14 protein-coding genes are annotated in these 17,798 nt (G+C 33.2%); 8 read left to right on the top strand and 6 right to left on the bottom strand.

Going from position 1 to position 17,798, the window contains the following annotated elements; genetic code table 11:
• Positions 1-2: 2 nt before the first annotated feature.
• The 4 genes from IPO86_07525 to IPO86_07540 all read left to right on the top strand — a co-directional run bounded on the left by IPO86_07525 (position 3) and on the right by IPO86_07540 (position 5,006).
• Positions 3-1,511, top strand: a complete 1,509-nt coding sequence (locus IPO86_07525; protein MBK9727949.1) for a Gldg family protein — start codon at positions 3-5, stop codon at positions 1,509-1,511.
• 82 nt (positions 1,512-1,593) lie between these two features.
• On the top strand, positions 1,594-3,219 hold the full coding sequence (locus IPO86_07530; GenBank protein ID MBK9727950.1) for a DNA polymerase/3'-5' exonuclease PolX: 1,626 nt from the start codon (positions 1,594-1,596) through the stop codon (positions 3,217-3,219).
• Positions 3,220-3,324: 105 nt separating this feature from the next.
• Positions 3,325-3,876, top strand: a complete 552-nt coding sequence (locus IPO86_07535; protein ID MBK9727951.1) for a DUF1573 domain-containing protein — start codon at positions 3,325-3,327, stop codon at positions 3,874-3,876.
• Positions 3,877-4,133: 257 nt separating this feature from the next.
• Positions 4,134-5,006 (top strand): UbiA family prenyltransferase, encoded by an 873-nt coding sequence (locus IPO86_07540; protein ID MBK9727952.1) that lies wholly within the window; start codon positions 4,134-4,136, stop codon positions 5,004-5,006.
• Here IPO86_07540 and rdgB read toward each other — a convergent pair.
• Positions 4,997-5,575 (bottom strand): RdgB/HAM1 family non-canonical purine NTP pyrophosphatase, encoded by a 579-nt coding sequence (gene rdgB / locus IPO86_07545; protein MBK9727953.1) that lies wholly within the window; start codon positions 5,573-5,575, stop codon positions 4,997-4,999. The two genes, IPO86_07540 and rdgB, sit on opposite strands and share 10 nt — an antisense overlap.
• A 157-nt stretch (positions 5,576-5,732) precedes the next feature.
• Complete coding sequence (locus IPO86_07550) at positions 5,733-6,170, bottom strand: hypothetical protein (GenBank protein MBK9727954.1); 438 nt, start codon at positions 6,168-6,170, stop codon at positions 5,733-5,735.
• A gap of 90 nt (positions 6,171-6,260) precedes the next feature.
• On the opposite strand from IPO86_07550, the gene IPO86_07555 reads away from it, so the two are divergent.
• Positions 6,261-7,340 carry a branched-chain amino acid aminotransferase gene (locus IPO86_07555; protein MBK9727955.1) on the top strand — a complete coding sequence of 360 codons (1,080 nt, stop codon included), beginning with the start codon at positions 6,261-6,263 and terminating at the stop codon, positions 7,338-7,340.
• A 181-nt stretch (positions 7,341-7,521) separates the two neighbouring features.
• Positions 7,522-7,956: a DUF1761 domain-containing protein gene (locus IPO86_07560; GenBank protein ID MBK9727956.1), complete on the top strand. Its 435-nt coding sequence runs from the start codon at positions 7,522-7,524 to the stop codon at positions 7,954-7,956.
• Between the two features lie 39 nt (positions 7,957-7,995).
• On the opposite strand, the gene IPO86_07565 is transcribed toward IPO86_07560, so the two are convergent.
• Positions 7,996-8,970 (bottom strand): hypothetical protein, encoded by a 975-nt coding sequence (locus tag IPO86_07565; GenBank protein ID MBK9727957.1) that lies wholly within the window; start codon positions 8,968-8,970, stop codon positions 7,996-7,998.
• Between the two features lie 352 nt (positions 8,971-9,322).
• Between IPO86_07565 and IPO86_07570 the strand changes: the two genes are divergently transcribed.
• Positions 9,323-9,808, top strand: a complete 486-nt coding sequence (locus IPO86_07570; GenBank protein ID MBK9727958.1) for a hypothetical protein — start codon at positions 9,323-9,325, stop codon at positions 9,806-9,808.
• 107 nt (positions 9,809-9,915) lie between these two features.
• Here IPO86_07570 and IPO86_07575 read toward each other — a convergent pair whose 3' ends face one another.
• Genes IPO86_07575 through IPO86_07585 form a run of 3 tightly spaced genes read right to left on the bottom strand, consistent with a single transcriptional unit; the run spans position 9,916 to position 13,889 of the window.
• Entirely contained in the window at positions 9,916-10,665 is a 750-nt protein-coding gene (locus IPO86_07575) for a T9SS type A sorting domain-containing protein (GenBank protein MBK9727959.1), read from the bottom strand.
• Positions 10,666-10,675: 10 nt separating this feature from the next.
• Positions 10,676-12,085, bottom strand: coding sequence for a DUF1501 domain-containing protein (locus IPO86_07580; GenBank protein ID MBK9727960.1), 1,410 nt, complete (start codon positions 12,083-12,085; stop codon positions 10,676-10,678).
• Between the two features lie 7 nt (positions 12,086-12,092).
• The gene (locus IPO86_07585) at positions 12,093-13,889 is read right to left on the bottom strand and encodes a DUF1800 family protein (GenBank protein MBK9727961.1); all 1,797 of its coding nucleotides are present in this window, start codon (positions 13,887-13,889) and stop codon (positions 12,093-12,095) included.
• Positions 13,890-14,190: 301 nt separating this feature from the next.
• On the opposite strand from IPO86_07585, the gene IPO86_07590 reads away from it, so the two are divergent.
• Entirely contained in the window at positions 14,191-17,718 is a 3,528-nt protein-coding gene (locus IPO86_07590; protein ID MBK9727962.1) for a hypothetical protein, read from the top strand.
• The last annotated feature ends 80 nt before the right edge of the window (positions 17,719-17,798 follow it).

Genomic DNA, 17,798 nt, shown 5'->3' on the forward strand with positions numbered 1-17,798 from the left:
TTATGTTGAAATCTAAAATAAACTTAATAGTTGTTGTTATTCTGCTTTTACTTGGAGTTAATTATCTGGCCAAATATTTATTTTTCAGATTTGATTTAACAGAGAATCATGAATTTACATTATCGAAAGCCAGTAAAGATATTTTGAAAAATCTTGATGAACCTGTAGAAGTAACAGCTTATTTTTCTAATGATTTACCAGTTGATATAAATAAAACGCGAGACGAACTCGAAAATTTACTCATTGAATTTTCAAATATTTCAAAAGGCAAATTGACTTATAAATTTGAAGCGCCAAATGAGGATCCAAAACTGGAAGAAGAAGCGGCCAAAGTTGGAATCCGTCCGGTTATGATTAATGTGCGGGAAAAGGATCAATCTAAGCAGCAAAAAGCATTTTTAGGAGCGGTGATAAAAGCAGGTGATAAAATGGAACCGATTCCAATTATTCAACCTGGTACTGCAATGGAATATGCCTTTACTACCAGTATTAAAAAATTAGTTGGAAAGAACAAACCAAGGATTGGTTTTATTCAAGGTCATGGCGAACCTGCAATTCAAGAACTTGCTCAGGCATATCAGGAACTGAGTATATTATATAGTATTAGCTCAGCCTATATCAGCTCTGATACGGTTGATTTATCTGCTTATAAAACCTTGATCATGGTTAGACCAACGGACAGTATTCCTCCGGCAGATTTACAGCGCTTGGAGAATTATATTTCAAAGGGAGGAAATCTGGTTTTAGCATTCAATGAAGTAGATGCAAATATTCAAGCTGGTACAGCAAATGCAATGAATACTGGATTAAAAAGTTGGCTTCAGAATATCGGTGTGGAAGTTGAAGATGCTTTGGTCATAGATTCTCGGTGTGGTCAGGTGAATGTTCAACAACAACAAGGTTTTTTTTCATTCTCAACACCGGTTCAATTTCCATATTTACCATTGATTCAGAAATTTCCGAGTCATCCGATCACAAAAGGATTAGAGCAAGTAATGCTTGAGTTTGCAAGTCCATTAAGTTATAAGGGAAAAGAAGAGGTTCAATTTACCCCAATATTGTATACCTCTGAAAAATCGAGTAGGGAAGCTGTTCCATTGCGTTTTGAAATTCAAAAATCATGGACTTCAAATGATTTTCCAGAACAGAATATATGTGTTGGTGCCGTACTGGAAGGAAACATTTTAGGAAGTACATCGAGTAAAATGGTCGTGATTACAGATGGTGATTTTGCAGTCAATGGAAGAGACCAACGCAGACAAAATCCAGATAATATAAGTGTTTTCGTAAATAGTATTGACTACTTAAGTGATGATACAGGATTGATAGAATTAAGAACTAAATCTATAGCTACGCGCCCAATCGACGAATTAACAGATTCTAAACGTTCTAGTATCAAATGGATGAACTTCTTATTACCTATGGGCTTAGTTGTAGTGTATGGAATTTTTAGAAGTAGTCAAAATAGAAGAACCAGAATGCAACGAATGGAAATGCGTGTTAAAAGTTGAAATTTATACCAAAACGATCCATTCGAATGGATTAAACTATAAAAATAATAATTACATAGCAAATTTATAATATTCAATCATCTTGACGAATAAAGAAATTGCAGGTTTATTTCATGAACTAGCTTCTTTGATGGAGTTATATGAAGAAAATCCTTTTAAAATCAGAACTTATGAAAACGCCTATTTGGCATTGCGCAAGTTGGATGAATCCTTATTGTCGCAAACCCGGGAGGAATGGTCTAAAATTAAGGGAATTGGAGAGACCATATTGGATAAGTTGGAGGAGATTAAGTCCACCGGACTTTTTAAAGCATTAGCTGAATATCGAGACCGAACACCAGAAGGTATTCGATTTATGTTGCAGATTAAGGGATTAGGTCCGAAAAAAGTAAAAACCATATGGAATGATTTGCAAATTGAAAGTGTTGGCGAATTATTATATGCTTGTTATGAGAATAGATTAATAGAGTTAAAAGGTTTTGGACTCAAACTTCAAGCTGATGTCATCCAAAGTATCGAATATTTTAATAGTCAAAAAGGTTTGTTTTTATTTAGTCAGCTGGAACAAGAGGCTGGGTTGATTTTAGAGCTGTTAAAGCAATTAAACCCTGGCACTAAAATTGAAATTACAGGAGCCTTACGCAGAGCAGCGATAACATTGGAAGAAATATCAATTATTTGTGATCATAATCTGATTACAATTCCCAATGAATTTGTAGAAACTAAAGATGGAACGTTTATTTGGAAAGAGCGATTTCCAGTTAAAATTTATTACACAACAACTGTTGATTTTAATTATCAACAATTATTTTTAACAGGAGGTAGTTCAACTTTTCAAGCACTCATTCAATCTGGTTTCACTGAAAAATTTGCGAATTCAGAGATTGAATTATTTGCACTAAATCATGTAAATTATATTCCACCAGAGTGCAGAGATCTTGATTCTTTTAATGATTTTAATTTTGCCAACCTGATTACCGATGAAGATATCCGTGGTGTGGTTCACAATCATTCAAATTACAGTGATGGTATTTATTCCATAGAAGAAATGGTGAAAGCGTGTATCTCATTAGGGTATCAATATTTTGTAATTTCTGATCATTCAAAATCTGCTTTTTATGCAAATGGTATGCAAATTGAAAGATTGTATTTGCAATGGAAGGAAATCGACAATTTAAATGAAAAGTATAAACCATTTCGAATTTTTAAATCTATTGAATCAGACATTTTATCTGAAGGTTCCTTAGATTATCCAGATGAAATACTATCTCAATTTGATTTCGTAATTGCATCCATCCATAGTAATTTAAAAATGGATGAAGCAAAAGCCATGCATCGTTTAATTCAAGCAATTGAAAATCCATATACAGTAATCTTAGGGCATCCCACAGGTAGATTATTATTATCCAGAAAGGGATATCCAGTAGACTATAAACGATTAATTGATGCATGCGTAGCCAATCATGTTGCCATGGAAATTAATGCAAACCCGCTTCGTTTAGACATGGATTGGACCTGGATTCCGTATGCCATGGAGAAAAATTTGATGATTTCTATTAATCCAGATGCGCATAATCTTAAAGGAATTCAAGATATAAAGTATGGTGTTAAGGCAGGAAGAAAAGGAGGATTGATGAAAAATAATTGTCTGAATGCAAAGCAAATTGCAGAATTTGAATCTTGGATCCATTCAAAAAGCAAGTTTTAGTAATCATTAACATTCCATTTGAAATAGAATAAACTGTATTCATTTTTGCCGTACTAATTTTACATCCGATATCTTGTATTAAATTAAAAATCATAATAGCAAATCATGAAAAATTTTAAATTCTTATCATTCGCTCTTTTTATCACTTTTTTAGGTTTAAATGCCTGCAAAAGTGATAAAACAGCTGCAAGTGCTACTGACGCTATGGGAGCAACAAATGCAACTACAACTCCAGCAGATCCGAATGCAGCAGTACCAAGTACAGAAGCGTCTCCAGCACCAACAGGACCAACCACTTCAGTTGAATATTCTGAAATGGTGTACGACTTTGGAGAAATTGTAGAAGGCGAGCATGTAAAATATGCTTTTAAATTTAAGAACACTGGTTCTGAACCATTAATAATTTCTGATGCAAAAGGAAGTTGTGGATGTACAGTTCCTGATTGGCCAAGAGAACCGATTGCACCAGGAGCATCCAGTGAAATTAAAGTTGAATTTGATTCAAAAGGTAAAGGAAGTGATGATGGACAGAAACAAACTAAAAAAGTTACCGTTACAGCAAATACAAATCCACCTCAAACTTATTTAACGATAACAGGTGTTGTTAAAAAAGATCCTAAAGCACCAAAAACAAATCCAACAAATCCGACTCATTAATAAGTTGTGAATAAATTTTAAAAACCCACTCTGGATATTCCAGGTGGGTTTTTTTATTTTGCAAGTAAATTTGATTTATTTCAAAATTGTATTCTTTTAAAATGCAGTCGTACTTTAGGTTTTATTCTAGTTTTTTATTAGAATTCAAGTTTAATCATTTTTTATTTTGCAATGCCATTGAGTTTGAATTCATTATCCTTATATTTATTTTTTATTGATTGTGCGGGCTGACGTTTCAGTTTTATTAAAAATCAAAGATGTTAAAAATCAAATCCTATCTTTCTCTTATCAAATTTAGTCATACTATTTTTGCATTACCTTTTGCTGCAATCGGATTTTTTATTGGGAGTCGAGTGATTGGAGATCAGTTTTTAGATTGGAAATTGTTTGGTTTGGTTGTGTTTTGTATGGTAACCGCAAGGAATGCAGCGATGGCATTTAATCGTTGGGCGGATCGGGATTTTGATAAATTAAATCCACGTACTGAAAGCAGAGAGTTGCCTTCCGGAGTAATTTCTTCTAAACATGCAATTTTATTTGTAGTGGTGAATTCTTTGCTTTTTATACTTGCTGCTTTTCTTATCAATTTTATTTGTTTCCTGCTTTCGCCGATTGCATTATTTATAATCCTTGGATATAGTTATACAAAACGGTTCTCCTGGTTGTGCCATGTATTTTTAGGATTGGGCCTTTCGTTGGCCCCAATAGGGGCTTATTTGGCGGTTACCGGGCATTTTCACTTTTTGCCTATATTGTACTCAGTAGCGGTTATTTGCTGGGTTGCAGGATTTGATATAATATATGCTTTACAAGATGTTCAATTTGATCAGAAGTATAATTTGCAATCTATTCCAGCGCATTTTGGGTATTCCAAATCTTTGGTTGTTTCATCTGTATTGCATATTATTTGCGGGTTGAGTATTATGACCGGGGCCTGGATTTTATACCGGGATTTTGATTTGAGTTATTTAATGTTTAGCGGAAGTCTTGGATTTATAATTTTATTAATTTCACAGCATGTAATTATTGGAAAAGGGGATTTAAGTAAAATTAATCTTGCTTTTTTTACGACTAATGGAATTGCAAGTATTGTATTAGCGGTTGGAACGATACTTGATTTTTACTGGTAGCTTTGTAAAAAATGTAAAAGCTTTTGCACTGCACGCGAGCGATGGCTTATTTTTGATTTTATTTCTTCACCTAATTCTGCAAACGTTTGATCAAAAAATTCAGGAATGAATATAGGATCATACCCAAATCCAGAATTTCCAGCACTGATATTAGCAATTTTACCTTTAATAATTCCTTCAAATGTGAATTCCTGATTGTTAATGATTCCAGCAATTACAGTGCGGAATTGAGCATTTCTATTGTTTGCAGTTTTCATATGATCTAAAAGTAATTTAATATTTTCGAGATCGTTTTTTTGAGGGCCTGCATACCTTGCAGAATACACTCCTGGATTTCCTTCCAAAAATTCTACTTCTAATCCAGAATCTTCAGCTATACAATTAACTTTTAATTTTTGATATAAAAATTGTGCTTTGAGAATTGCATTTTCTTTCAATGTTTTCCCGGTTTCCTCAATGTCTTCTTCAAACTCCAAATCGTTTAAATCCATTATTTCAATACTCGGAGGTAGTATAAGTTGCATTTCTTTTTTCTTGTTTTTATTTTTCGATGCAAGGAGTAGTATCATTTTGAAGCAATTATGGTTAAGAATACGGATTTAATATGGAGTCGTATTTAGAGATCAGATTTACATTAATCCAGCTGGTATTATGAACTTATATTTTTGTTTAAATATTTTTATTTTTAATCGGGCAGGCCACATCAATAATTTAAATTCGAACTATCTAGGCTTCGTTTTCTTTCATTTTTTTTAAAGCATTCCAGAGTATTTTTTTGGATGATTCATTTGAATAGTTTACCAGATTATCAACAAAAAGGAAGGTATTATTTTGAAAATGATAAATAGAATATTTTTCATTAAAACCTTGTAATTGTAGTTGTTCTGGCAGAATACCAAAGCAAATAATTTTACAGCTCTTTTGATTTTTAGCTTTTGGAATGGTATAGATTAGATTTGGATTTGTTTTTATTATTTCGCCATTTTCATTTATCTTGATATTTAAAGCTGTCAAAATTCGATTTAATAATTCTATAAGTAAGGATTGTTCGAATTCAGAAGCCGACACAAAAATTTTCCAGGTAATGGTTTCAGAACTCGTGTCAATTATATGATAGTCTGAGGGAATATCATAATTTGTAATTTTATTGTAAATTTTTTTCAAAATTTTTTCTAATTAAGTCAATTTGAAATTATTAAGCTATAAAAGTAGGTAATCCAGTCGAATACTATTAATTTTGTACAAAACGATTTTATGGATAACAGAATCAAAATTACACGGACTCGTCAATCAAGGATTGGTGATGTTGATTTCAACAATATACCATTTGGTAAGGTGTTTGCAGATCATATGTTTGTTGCAGATTTTGACGGTCAACAGTGGAAAAATTTTGAGATTCGTCCATTAGAAAAAATTCCATTTCATCCTGCAACTATGGCATGGCACTATGGGCAGGCTATCTTTGAAGGAATGAAAGCATCTGTTTCTGAAGATGGAACCCCATTATTATTCAGACCAGAGGATCATGCAAAGCGTCTTAATGAATCCGCTAAAAGAATGTGCATGCCTACATTTCCTGAAGATCTATTTGTAGAAGCTTTAAGCCAATTGATATTTATTGATAAAGCATGGATTCCTACGGGAGAGGATAGTGCATTGTATATTAGACCTGTAATGATGGCAACCGATGAGTTTGTTGGGGTCCGATCTTCAGATACATTTAAACTCATGATTATGAATTTGCCATCTGGGCCTTATTACAGTAAACCAGTATCCTTACTTGTAGAAGAGAAGTATGTTAGAGCGGTTGATGGTGGTGTTGGTGAAGCGAAGGCAGCAGGAAATTACGGCGCTTCATTATATCCTACAAAATTGGCTAAAGAAAAAGGCTATGATCAGGTAATGTGGATGGATGCTCATGAATTTAAATATGTTCAGGAGGTGGGTACCATGAATATTTTCTTTGTTTTAAAAGATCGGGTATTAACTCCCAATTTAAGTGGCACAATATTGAAAGGTATTACGAGAGAAAGTTTAATTACTTTATTGAAGGAGAAAGGGCATATCGTAGAAGAACGTCCAGTAAGTATGGAAGAAATACACGCAGCTTATTTAAAAGGGGAAGTGATAGAAGTCTTTGGGGCAGGAACCGCAGCCGTAGTTGCAAATGTCAATCGAATTGGTTACAAAGGAAATGATCTGATTTTCAAACCCGAAAACTGGACACTATCTCAAGAGTTGAAAGCAGAAATTAACGGTATCCGTAAAGGAAGAATCACCGATACTCATGGTTGGATATTACAAGTAGTTGCTGAAGAGGCAATTGCAATTTAAGCAGTGCTTGAATAAGGAAAGATAATTTGTTCGTGGTTTTAGAGAAGAAATCTTGGTAAAGTATTTTTTCTCATCAATTATACTAATTCTTAGTTTTTTTTCTTTTTATAAAATTTATTTGATCTATTTTGGATGAAATTTTAAAATTATTTATTTCATTACAAAACTTAAACTAAATTTTATGGAGCCTCAACCTAACTTAATTGCTGTTGCAGTCGCAGCACTCGTCCCGATGATTATGGGATTCATTTATTATCACCCAAAAGTTATGGGAAATGCATGGATGAAAGCAAACGGATTCACACTGGAAAGTATTGGAACCGGACCAAAACCAGTGCTTTATCTAGTAGCCCTTGCTTTTTCATTTTTATTATCATTTAGATTGTGTATAGATGTAATTGCACCAGGGCAAGACGTAGCTCCAGATGGTCATAGCTATATTACATTTCAACATGGATTGTCACATGGAGCGATCAATACAATCTTTTTATTGCTACCGGTTTTAGGCACCATTTCAATTTTTGAAAAACGAGGATGGAATTGGCTTTTTGTAAATTTAGCTTATTGGGGTGTTACACTCATGATCATGCAAGGAATCTTAAGTGCATGGAGATAAGAAACTAGCAACATTTTAAGTAATAATAAACGGGATCATTTAATGGTCCCGTTTTATTTTAGTGTATTTATGTTTTAATTGATCGTCAACGCCATCAGTCGGTTCGGGTGCTATTTCAAAAATAACTTCTGGAAATAATTTTGTTTCGAAACCTTCAAAATCTCTTGCCCATTCTTTATGATTATAGACACAGACAGGAAGGCAAGCTGAACAATAATAATGAGAAGCAAAATAGGGAAAACATTTTCCAGTATCTATAATATAACGATCAAGTCCAATATGGTCTTTACCGGCTTCTGGGGAACGGTGGTCTGGAATTGCTTTTGCCGGACAATAAATTCTACAAGCTTTGCAGATGTCACAAAACTTGCCAATCCCAGCATCTATTGGTTGATCACAATTCATGTCTATGGATGTAATTACACTTCCCATTCTAAATAAAGGTCCAAGTTTAGGATGTATGATTGAACCATGCCGGCCTAATTCTCCAAATCCAGCTTTTAACCCAATTGGAATATGTAAGATATCGCTATCACCAATGGGATGTTCCACTTTGCAGCTATATCCTATGCTTCTTATAAAATCTGCTAGCTTAATAACAGTTTCGCCTAATGTTAAATATACCCTTAAACACTCAATCGCACTTTCTTGCGACGGCACCACTTGAAATTTTCGCCACAACATCCTTTGTCCTACGGCAATAGCATGGGTTTCTGTAACGGTCTTATTTTTATAGATGTCAGAAGGTTCAATTTTACAGATTCCAACAATATCAGCTCCAAATTCAATCGCTTTATCTTTTATAAGTTGACTCGCTTCTAATGGCGAATGAAATATTGTTTTTTCTTTATTTACAGCACCTTCAAAGCGTTTGTATTGTTCTTCATAAATCTGCTTTAATATAGCATCGACTTCTTCAATTTTGATTTTTCGACCACCAATTTGTGAATACCACGAATCCCAATGAAAAGGGGGTGGGGAGTCGTCAGAGGCATAGATAATTTGGTTTGACATGATTTAAATTTGTAAAATGTTTAAGGATTCAACTTAAGAATCCAGGTTTAAAGTTTAAAACTCTTTGAAGCAAAGGTTCCTTCCATAGTTTAAAATTAAGGAAATTATTTTTTCTATTGAATTAAGATCAAGAAGTTAAGGTAAATGACTTTTCATGAAAAGTTCTACTTTTTTGACAAAGCGTTGGAAATATTATGTCAAAGTATACATTTTTTTTATTTAAAACCAGGATTCCTGATAACCATTGATATGTTTTAGGAATTATTATGTATCGATTTTTAATGTCTTATTCTTATATTTGGCATCCTTATCGATTTATGAATTTCTATTATTAACATTTAAATTATTTATTATGATTCGTACAATTTTGTTTTTCCTTTCAATTTCTCTTTCAAACCTCAGTTTCGCTCAAGAAAATCCACAAGCTCACAAAGATGCAAAACATGAAAAAGAAATGGCTGGGCAAAAAGAAACATCTAAACCTACAACAGGTCAAGTTACACCGGTTTCTGTACCAAATACAACAATTCCAGCAGGGAAATGCTGTAATGTGAAAGTATCCTATCCTGCGAATGCTGCAAATGCAAAATTTACAGATGGCTACACTACTAATATTTCAAGCCCAATCCCAGGATTGACTTCAGACGAATGTGCAAAATCTACTTGTAAAGTTCAAGTAATTGATGATAAAGGAAGACCTGTTTTAAAAGGATGGAGCGTTGTTTCAGATAAAAACAAAGTTCCAACAATTGATGCTTCCAAATTGCCAGTTGGAAAGTATAGAATCAAATTTGTATCTGGTGTAAAAAGTGGTGAAAAATTAATTGAGATAAAATAAAATATCTTGAATTTTTTATAAGAAAAATTCTGATACCTAAAAAGCTAAAATTAGATATTGATTGCAAGAGATGCCGTTGATATCCAATTTTAGCTTTTTTCTTTTCCTTAAATTTTAATTAATGAAACTCGTTTGATTATTGACCCTTGTTTAGCAATTAAGATATAGGATCCTGATGGCCATTTTCTCGTATTTATTTTTACACTTTGATAAGCTGAATTCATGGCAAGAAATTCAGTATAAATACCTTTGCCTAATAAATCTGAAATTTGAATGTTTAATGGATTTTTAGTGGTGCTTTTAAACTCAATTCTCATCATATCATTAAAAGGATTCGGCAATACATTAATGTCTAAATTATTTTGATCTGATTCTTCATAGGATACATCGGTTGTAACTTTTATTTTTTCTGCAGAAAATCGAACTTCTGCAAATCCCATACAAGCTCCACCATAATTTGAAACCCCCGTCATCAGTATATATTTTGCTTTTGGTATTACAACATCTACCCAATGCATTCCTTCATAGCTGTTATTTCCAGTTGCTTTTTCCAATTGAAAACTTCCTGCATGATTCCATATCAAACTATCTACGGAGTAATCTATTTTAATATCTTTCATTCCCCAGTTTAGTTGACTCGGATCATTTAAATTCCAGAATTTAATTTTATCAATCTGGTATTCATTTTTTAAATCATAAAGTATCCAATGCCCTTCTTTATTTATAGGATTTGGATTTTCTTTTGGCATACAAGTTACCCAAGCATCAAACCAATTTGTTGAATGCCGATCTGGGAAACATTGTCCAAATATTGAATTTGAATAGATTAAAATGAGTATAAGAATAACATTTTTCATAGTCAGCAATTTAAAATTTTAAAAAACCTAATGGAGCTTTTCCAGATTTTGTATCATAAAAATTACCAATATTAGGAAGCATATAACTAAGATCAGAAGGTTGAACACCCATCCACAATGCTATTTCTGCGAAATATTGATCAACCGAGGTTGTTGGAATCATAATGCCATCATAAATATTTAAATCATTGTTCATGGTTAATAATGGGTATTTTCCATAGAGTCTTTTTCCATTTACAGCACCCCCCATAACAAACACATTCCCACCCCAGGCATGATCTGTACCATTGCCATTTGAAATTAAAGATCGACCAAATTCAGAAGAGGAAAAAGTAGTTACCTGATTTGAAAGATTTAACTCTTCCAATGCAGTATTAAATTCTGAAATAGCAGTATCTACTATACCTAACATTTCATTTTGATTATTCAATACTTCATCATGATGATCCCAACCAGAAAAATTAATAAAAAATATCTGGCGTTTGAATTTTAAATCTTCATGTGCAGAAATTGTACGAGCTACCATTTTAAATGCCTGAGAAATATCATTGTCAGAAAACTGCGTATTTATAATAGGCGCATTATCGAGTGCATCTGTAAATTTCAAATGTCCATCTCTTGAACTTCTTATAACATCCACATAGGTTTTTTGAAAAATATCCTGGTAGTTATGATCCAACATCGTATCAATTGCATGGGTACGTGCAATATTAAAGTTGTCATAGGTATTATCTGGTCTGTACCCACTAATTCCAAGACTTCCATTTCGAGGGTCGATTACAAACTCAATGGTTTCAACACCAGATTGAAATAAGTTTGTACCCGCCAATGAAATATTCATAGAGATTTCTGTAGCTTGATTCATATCGCGCATTAAATCAGCCATTTTACCGCCCCATCCTAGATTTGATCGTTTATCTGAAACCGAAGATTGCCATTGTTGATATTGATCTGAATGTGATAAAAGACCTAATGGAACTTTTACAGTGCCATTATAAAGTTCATCTTTAGTAGTTGGTTCCAACAAGGTTCCAACATTAGAAATAAAGGTTAATTTTCCATCTTCAAATAATTTTTGGGCGTGTTTCATAGAGGGATGAATGCCAAATGTTCTACCTGGTGAATTATTTACTGTAATAGGTAATAATTCAGTTTTTGGGATGGCCAGGTTAGATCGTATTTTAGCATAATCCGTATATTCTTTATTCCCCATTGGCACGAGCATATTATAGGAATCATTGCCGCCGGAAAGCATTAAACAAACTAAGGCTTTGTATTGTGGGTCCATCATGGAATTCGCAGCGGTAAGCGCATTGATGCCTTTTAAATGGATTAATGAATTCATGATAGAAGTATACCCTAATGCAGCGCAACTTAATTGACCTACAAATTTTCTTCTGGATATTTTATTGATAGTCATTTGATGTTTATTTAAAGATTGCGTAATCAGGTGAAATCATAATTAGATAAAGTGCCATTCGAACACGCTCTTCCCGGTAATTACCGAAAATGAATTTACCCATTGTTTCTTTAATTATGCCTCTCGTGCGGTCGCTTAAAGTTCCATGTGTAAGTAAGATATCCAAACGATTTACAAGTATTTCTGGATCTTGAGCCAGCGCTTCTAATTCATTTAAATTTAAAATTGCATATGGATCATCTCGTTCCCAACTATACATAACATAATCATAAACGGACCAATTATTCACTTGATTTAAATAACCGATGCTCGTTCTTGAATTGTGAATTTGAAATTCTGGTCCTACCAAACCATTTTTATCCAATTCTCCCTTTGGTCTGTAAAAGGGTGAAAAGAAATTAAAAACAGAAGGAGCTAATAATGGTAACTGACCTGTATTATTAAAAAAATCATATCCAATATTCCAGTATCTGCCATAATATTGTTCAACATCCATGGCAGCTGCAAAATGAGAATACCTAAGAAATGGTTCACGTAATTGGCCATTGTGTTCATCCATCATCCAATCACAATCTCTAGCTTCAGGATCTAATAAAATAGCCTTAATGATAGCTGCTAAATTACCGCGCACACCTTTACCATCGTTATCAAAAACCCTGGAAATTCGATTAATATAAGCTGGACTTGGATTCGATTTAATAAGCCTTTGTATAAGCTGTTTACTAAAAAACGGACCTACATTAGGATGTTGGAAAAGTACTTCTACAGCATCCCGAACATCTCTCATTCCGGATTGACCTTCTGGAATTATGGCTCCATTTAAAAGATATTTTTTTCCAGGTTCATGATAATATTCATACATTTTCATGGGAGCAGTCATATCTGCCAAATAAATGCCCATTCCAAAAACAGCGGTATCTGTGTACATATTGGGAACCACTTTAGAAATCCCTAATCCCGTAAATATTTTTGCAAATTCCTTTATATCTAATTGTGTGTAAGTAGGTATCGCTTGCCCTTGATTGTCCAATTTTATACTTCCATCAGAATTCAATTCATTGAGCCCAATACTAAATAATTGCATAATTTCTCGGGCATAATTTTCGTCTGGTTTAGTATTTTCTATGGTATCTGTTTTCGGGTTATTTAAATGACTTAAATAAAAACCCATACAAGGATGTAGTGTAACATCCAATAAAATATCCTTTACATTACCGAAAGCATGTTTCGTAAAGATGTCATAATAACTAGCTAATCCGGCACCAAAGCCATCCAAACCAGAATCAAAAGAAACAACATAGATTTCACTCAAAGCCAATGCAATTCGCTGTCTTAATTTGTCTTGATTATTCATGTGGGCAGTCCACCAAGCGTATTGGAAATGAATCCAATTTGGCATTGATACGATGTTGGCAGAATCCCCTCCAGTGGCAAAATGCCAATCGACAACTTCTTTGAAAACAGCTTCGGTTTCTTTTAAATAAGATGTAGGAGTGCTTTTAATTTGGGTATCAATCCAATTCCCAAAATCCATCCCTGCTACTTTTTTGATTTCGGCAAGATTTGACCCTAGGGTAGCTTGGTAAAGAAAACGACTAGCGTTTATTTGATCGAAAATCATTCCATCGCCATTGATGGTAGCAAAAGCTGAAGTGGAATCTTTTCGATTCGATGGTTTCCAGTTATCACTTGAAATAACCGAAATTGAATTTGAATTAGGACCTCCGAGGATCACTTTTTGTGAATAAAGCAAATCCACAAAAAGCCCCATACAAATTATCCCTGTAATTAATTTGTAGTTCATTTTGTTTGATTTTGGCAATCAACTTTTAAATTGCCGGAATAAAAGTAGAAGGCAAATCTCTGGATTCCAATTTTTTAATCTTTTATTTTAAAAAATCAGGGTTTACCCTGATTGATTTAATGTATTTTATCAGGGAAAACCCTGATTATTCAAATTTATGTGCTAGCGAAAGATTGAGAATTGATATATTATGATTTATTATAATGTGTTAAATAAGTTGATTTTTTTTGCGAATATTCCCAAGTTCCATTAATTTTATATTTGAATTTTTTTAATACTATCACCTTTAATACCCTTTATTATGAGAATCAATTTTAAACACGTTTTGATTTTTACCTTTATAGGTTTCATTTTTAGCCAGGTTCTGCATGCCCAGATTTATGAAAAATTGAATGGTCCTTACGGAGGAGGTGCAAAAGTTTATGAAGGAAAAAGTGGGAATTTATTTCAATTTTATTATGATACGGATGATAATTTAGTGATATACAGGTCCGTAAATGGAGGCTCTTATTGGAATCGAATGCCGAATTCGCCTATGAAAACTTCCTATGACCCCATTGTCGTAGGCCTTGATGGTAATCTTTATGGCGCTTTAAACGACAAAATTTATACTTCTGTTAATAATGGACAATCCTGGGGGACTATTAAATCACCTAATACAAACCCCATTAGAACAGTGCAAGCTTTACCCAATGGAGTTTTACTAATAGCTCAGGAAGATAAGGTGTATCAATCTTCCAACAACGGACTAAACTGGGTCTCCTTTCCATTAATAAATATGGATCGGTTTTTTTATAATAAACACACAAATCAAGTCTATGCAATTAATTTTAATAAATTATATGTTTCAAATGACTTTGGTATCACTTGGGGATTGTTATTTGAGGATACATTTGGTTTTGAGAAGGAAAAGGAATTAGAGGTTTCATCTAATGGTTTTATTTACATTGGTGCACAAGCTTATTTTTGGAAACTTGATACGAATGGTAACTTAATACTAAGAACAGAATTTACTTCAGGCGCTTCATCCATTGTTGATATAGCCTTGGAACCAAATGGTACATTATATGCAAGTAAAAACCTACTATCTTATTATTCTTTGAATAATGGAGATACTTGGTCTAAAATTCCTCCAAATGGAAGTGTTCAAAATAATTTTTACACAATTTCTGCAATAAGTAGTGGTTCCGTTTTTGGTCATAAATTAACAGGAAGTTTATACCAGTCTGACAATTTATCGAATTGGTATTTTTCTGCACAAGGTATGAATTATGCATCCATTCTGGAAATAGAATTTTTCTCAGAAACTAAATTACTGGTCCTTACCCACGATGGTTTATTTTATTCTGATGATTCGGGTTTGAATTGGTCATTTGTCATTTCTTCTCAATCTCAGGCTATATCACCAAAAACAGATCGGATTGTTTTAATAGGGAGCGATTTTTTCTTTAAAGATTTGGACAAACTGCTTTATTTTAAAGATGTAAAAAGTCAAGCAATTCAAGTTAAAATTAATGGGACACAAACTTTGGTTAATAAACTTTTTTTTAATCCCAAAACAAGAACTTTATTTTCTATGGAAGGGGCTTTTTTATATCGATCCCTGGATTTGGGTAAAAACTGGGAATTGAACACTTTAAGTGATGTTGAGGATTTATACTCTTTTGCAGATGGATCTATGGTAGTCATCACAAAGGATGGTATTAAAAGATCTGGTGACAATGGAAATTCATGGAATTTTATTATGCCATTAACACATCATAATACCAGCAGAATAATAGGAAATGGATTTTCGAATGCGTATATTTATTTTTTTGATAAAGCTTGGAAATTAATTCAAAGTATTGATCGTGGCATCACCTGGGAATTAATTTCCATTCAAGATCCAAATGCAATTATCATCGAACCGGCCACAGGCCAAGCATGCAATAATATAGATCAATTATTTGTAGGAAGCCTTACCGGAGAAATCTACCGTTCTGCAGATTTTGGAAATAGCTTTCAAGTTTATTTGGATGGTATTCATAGTTTCACAAATCTGGATTTATCACCCCTGCAAAAATTATATCTGCTTACCCATGAAGATGGTTTATATAGAACTAAAATTTCTACGAGTTCAAATCGGATTTTAACAGGAAATGTTTTTTCTGATGAGAATAAGAATTGCACAAAAGAAGCTGGAGAATCTAATCTTAAAAAGCGAATTATTACTGCAAGTAAAGGATCACAAAACGTATTTTCATATTCAGATGCTAATGGTGATTTTCGATTACCAATAGAACAAGGGGATTATACGATTCAGGTTCCATCAAATAACAATACCTGGAAAAGTTGTGTAAAAACAGTTGTTAGTTCGACTTACAATTTTGCAGATACTTTATATCTCGGACTTCAAATAAATAGCCTGTGTCCTTTTATGGAACTTGATATTCAGGCTCCCATTTTAAGAAGATGTTTTGATTCTGACATTTATGTTTATTATTCAAATACAGGTACGCAAGTTGCAAAAGATGCCTATATAGATATTCAGCTTGATTCCTTATTTGAATTTGTAGGCTCAACAAAACCAATTACAAGTCAAATTGGCAATTCATATCGCTTTAATCTAGGAGATGTAGCGGAAGGTTTTTCTGGATTCTTTAAGATTACGATAAAGGTTTCATGTAATGCCAGATTAGGGCAGATACATTGTGTTGAGGCGCATATTTATCCCGATACTTCTTGCCTTAATTCAGCGAATGCACATATTCAAACTACGGCCAATTGCCTGGGTGATTCTACGCAGTTGATTATAAGAAATATTGGAAATGCATCCATGGTCTCTGCGAAAAAATATTCAATAATTGACCAAAGTAATTCCAGTTCGAATATTCAAGCATTCGAAACGGGTGTGTTCTTTCTAACAGCCGGACAAGAGTTTATTAAAGTTATACCTAGTAGAGCCCGCGTATTGTTTATTGCGGAGCAAGATGATGCATATCCTTATAATAAATTGTCAAGTACTGAAATAATTTCTTGTGCACAAAATCCAGTACCCGGAGCTGCTGGTTTTAGAATTTCAAATTTAGATGAAGAAGAACCCTATATCTCAAAATTTTGTCAAGCAAATCGAGGTAGTTTTGATCCAAATGATATTACCGGTTACCCATTGGGAATCACTGATAAAAAATATATTGATGTATCTCAGGACATTGAATACATAATCCGTTTTCAAAATACAGGGACAGATACTGCATTTAATATTAGAATCAAAAATGAACTTCCTATAAAGCAATTGGATTTGACTTCATTAATTTTAGGAGCCTCTTCTCATCCCTATAGTGTCACAATCGATCCTTTGGGTACATTGATATTTTCATTTTCAAATATTTTGCTTCCAGACTCCAGTATTCATGAGAAAGCTTCTCATGGGTTTATTCAGTATCGTATACAACCCTTGTCAAAAATAGCAAATGGAACTAAAATTTTGAATAATGCAAATATTTTCTTCGACTTTAATGATGCCGTAAAAACAAATACAGATTTTCATACCATTGGGGTTCCGATTCCAGTTAGATCAACTGAATTGAATAACACTCATCCATTTGATTTTGATATTTCTCCAAATCCTATAACAGGAGTTTCCAAAGTTAAAATCCTGGGAACCACCCTGAATGAAACCTTTATACTTAAATGTATGGATCTTAATTACAGAGAAATTTGGACAAAAACATTTACAGGAAATCAAACCACAATTGAAAAGTCGAATTTAAATCCTGGTGTTTATCTATTGGAAATGATGACCCTAAAAGGGGAGACCATGCAGATTCGCAAATTAATTGTAGAGTAAATAGTTAGGAAAGTTTTAACTTATTTTAATTTGAATAGATGCAGGATTGCAATTTTATTTTCAGCTTCATTGGAAGGTTC

The organism is Saprospiraceae bacterium, assembly GCA_016717265.1.
Taxonomy (GTDB): domain Bacteria; phylum Bacteroidota; class Bacteroidia; order Chitinophagales; family Saprospiraceae; genus Vicinibacter.

What these genes read in the sequence shown, in the direction of transcription:
- IPO86_07525 (MBK9727949.1), top strand. Translation starts at nt 3, where the DNA reads ATGTTGAAATCTAAAATAAACTTAATAGTTGTTGTTATTCTGCTTTTA.
- IPO86_07535 (MBK9727951.1), top strand. Translation starts at nt 3,325, where the DNA reads ATGAAAAATTTTAAATTCTTATCATTCGCTCTTTTTATCACTTTTTTA.
- IPO86_07540 (MBK9727952.1), top strand. Translation starts at nt 4,134, where the DNA reads ATGTTAAAAATCAAATCCTATCTTTCTCTTATCAAATTTAGTCATACT.
- rdgB (MBK9727953.1), bottom strand. Translation starts at nt 5,575, where the DNA reads ATGATACTACTCCTTGCATCGAAAAATAAAAACAAGAAAAAAGAAATG.
- IPO86_07555 (MBK9727955.1), top strand. Translation starts at nt 6,261, where the DNA reads ATGGATAACAGAATCAAAATTACACGGACTCGTCAATCAAGGATTGGT.
- IPO86_07560 (MBK9727956.1), top strand. Translation starts at nt 7,522, where the DNA reads ATGGAGCCTCAACCTAACTTAATTGCTGTTGCAGTCGCAGCACTCGTC.
- IPO86_07565 (MBK9727957.1), bottom strand. Translation starts at nt 8,970, where the DNA reads ATGTCAAACCAAATTATCTATGCCTCTGACGACTCCCCACCCCCTTTT.
- IPO86_07570 (MBK9727958.1), top strand. Translation starts at nt 9,323, where the DNA reads ATGATTCGTACAATTTTGTTTTTCCTTTCAATTTCTCTTTCAAACCTC.
- IPO86_07575 (MBK9727959.1), bottom strand. Translation starts at nt 10,665, where the DNA reads ATGAAAAATGTTATTCTTATACTCATTTTAATCTATTCAAATTCAATA.
- IPO86_07580 (MBK9727960.1), bottom strand. Translation starts at nt 12,085, where the DNA reads ATGACTATCAATAAAATATCCAGAAGAAAATTTGTAGGTCAATTAAGT.
- IPO86_07585 (MBK9727961.1), bottom strand. Translation starts at nt 13,889, where the DNA reads ATGAACTACAAATTAATTACAGGGATAATTTGTATGGGGCTTTTTGTG.
- IPO86_07590 (MBK9727962.1), top strand. Translation starts at nt 14,191, where the DNA reads ATGAGAATCAATTTTAAACACGTTTTGATTTTTACCTTTATAGGTTTC.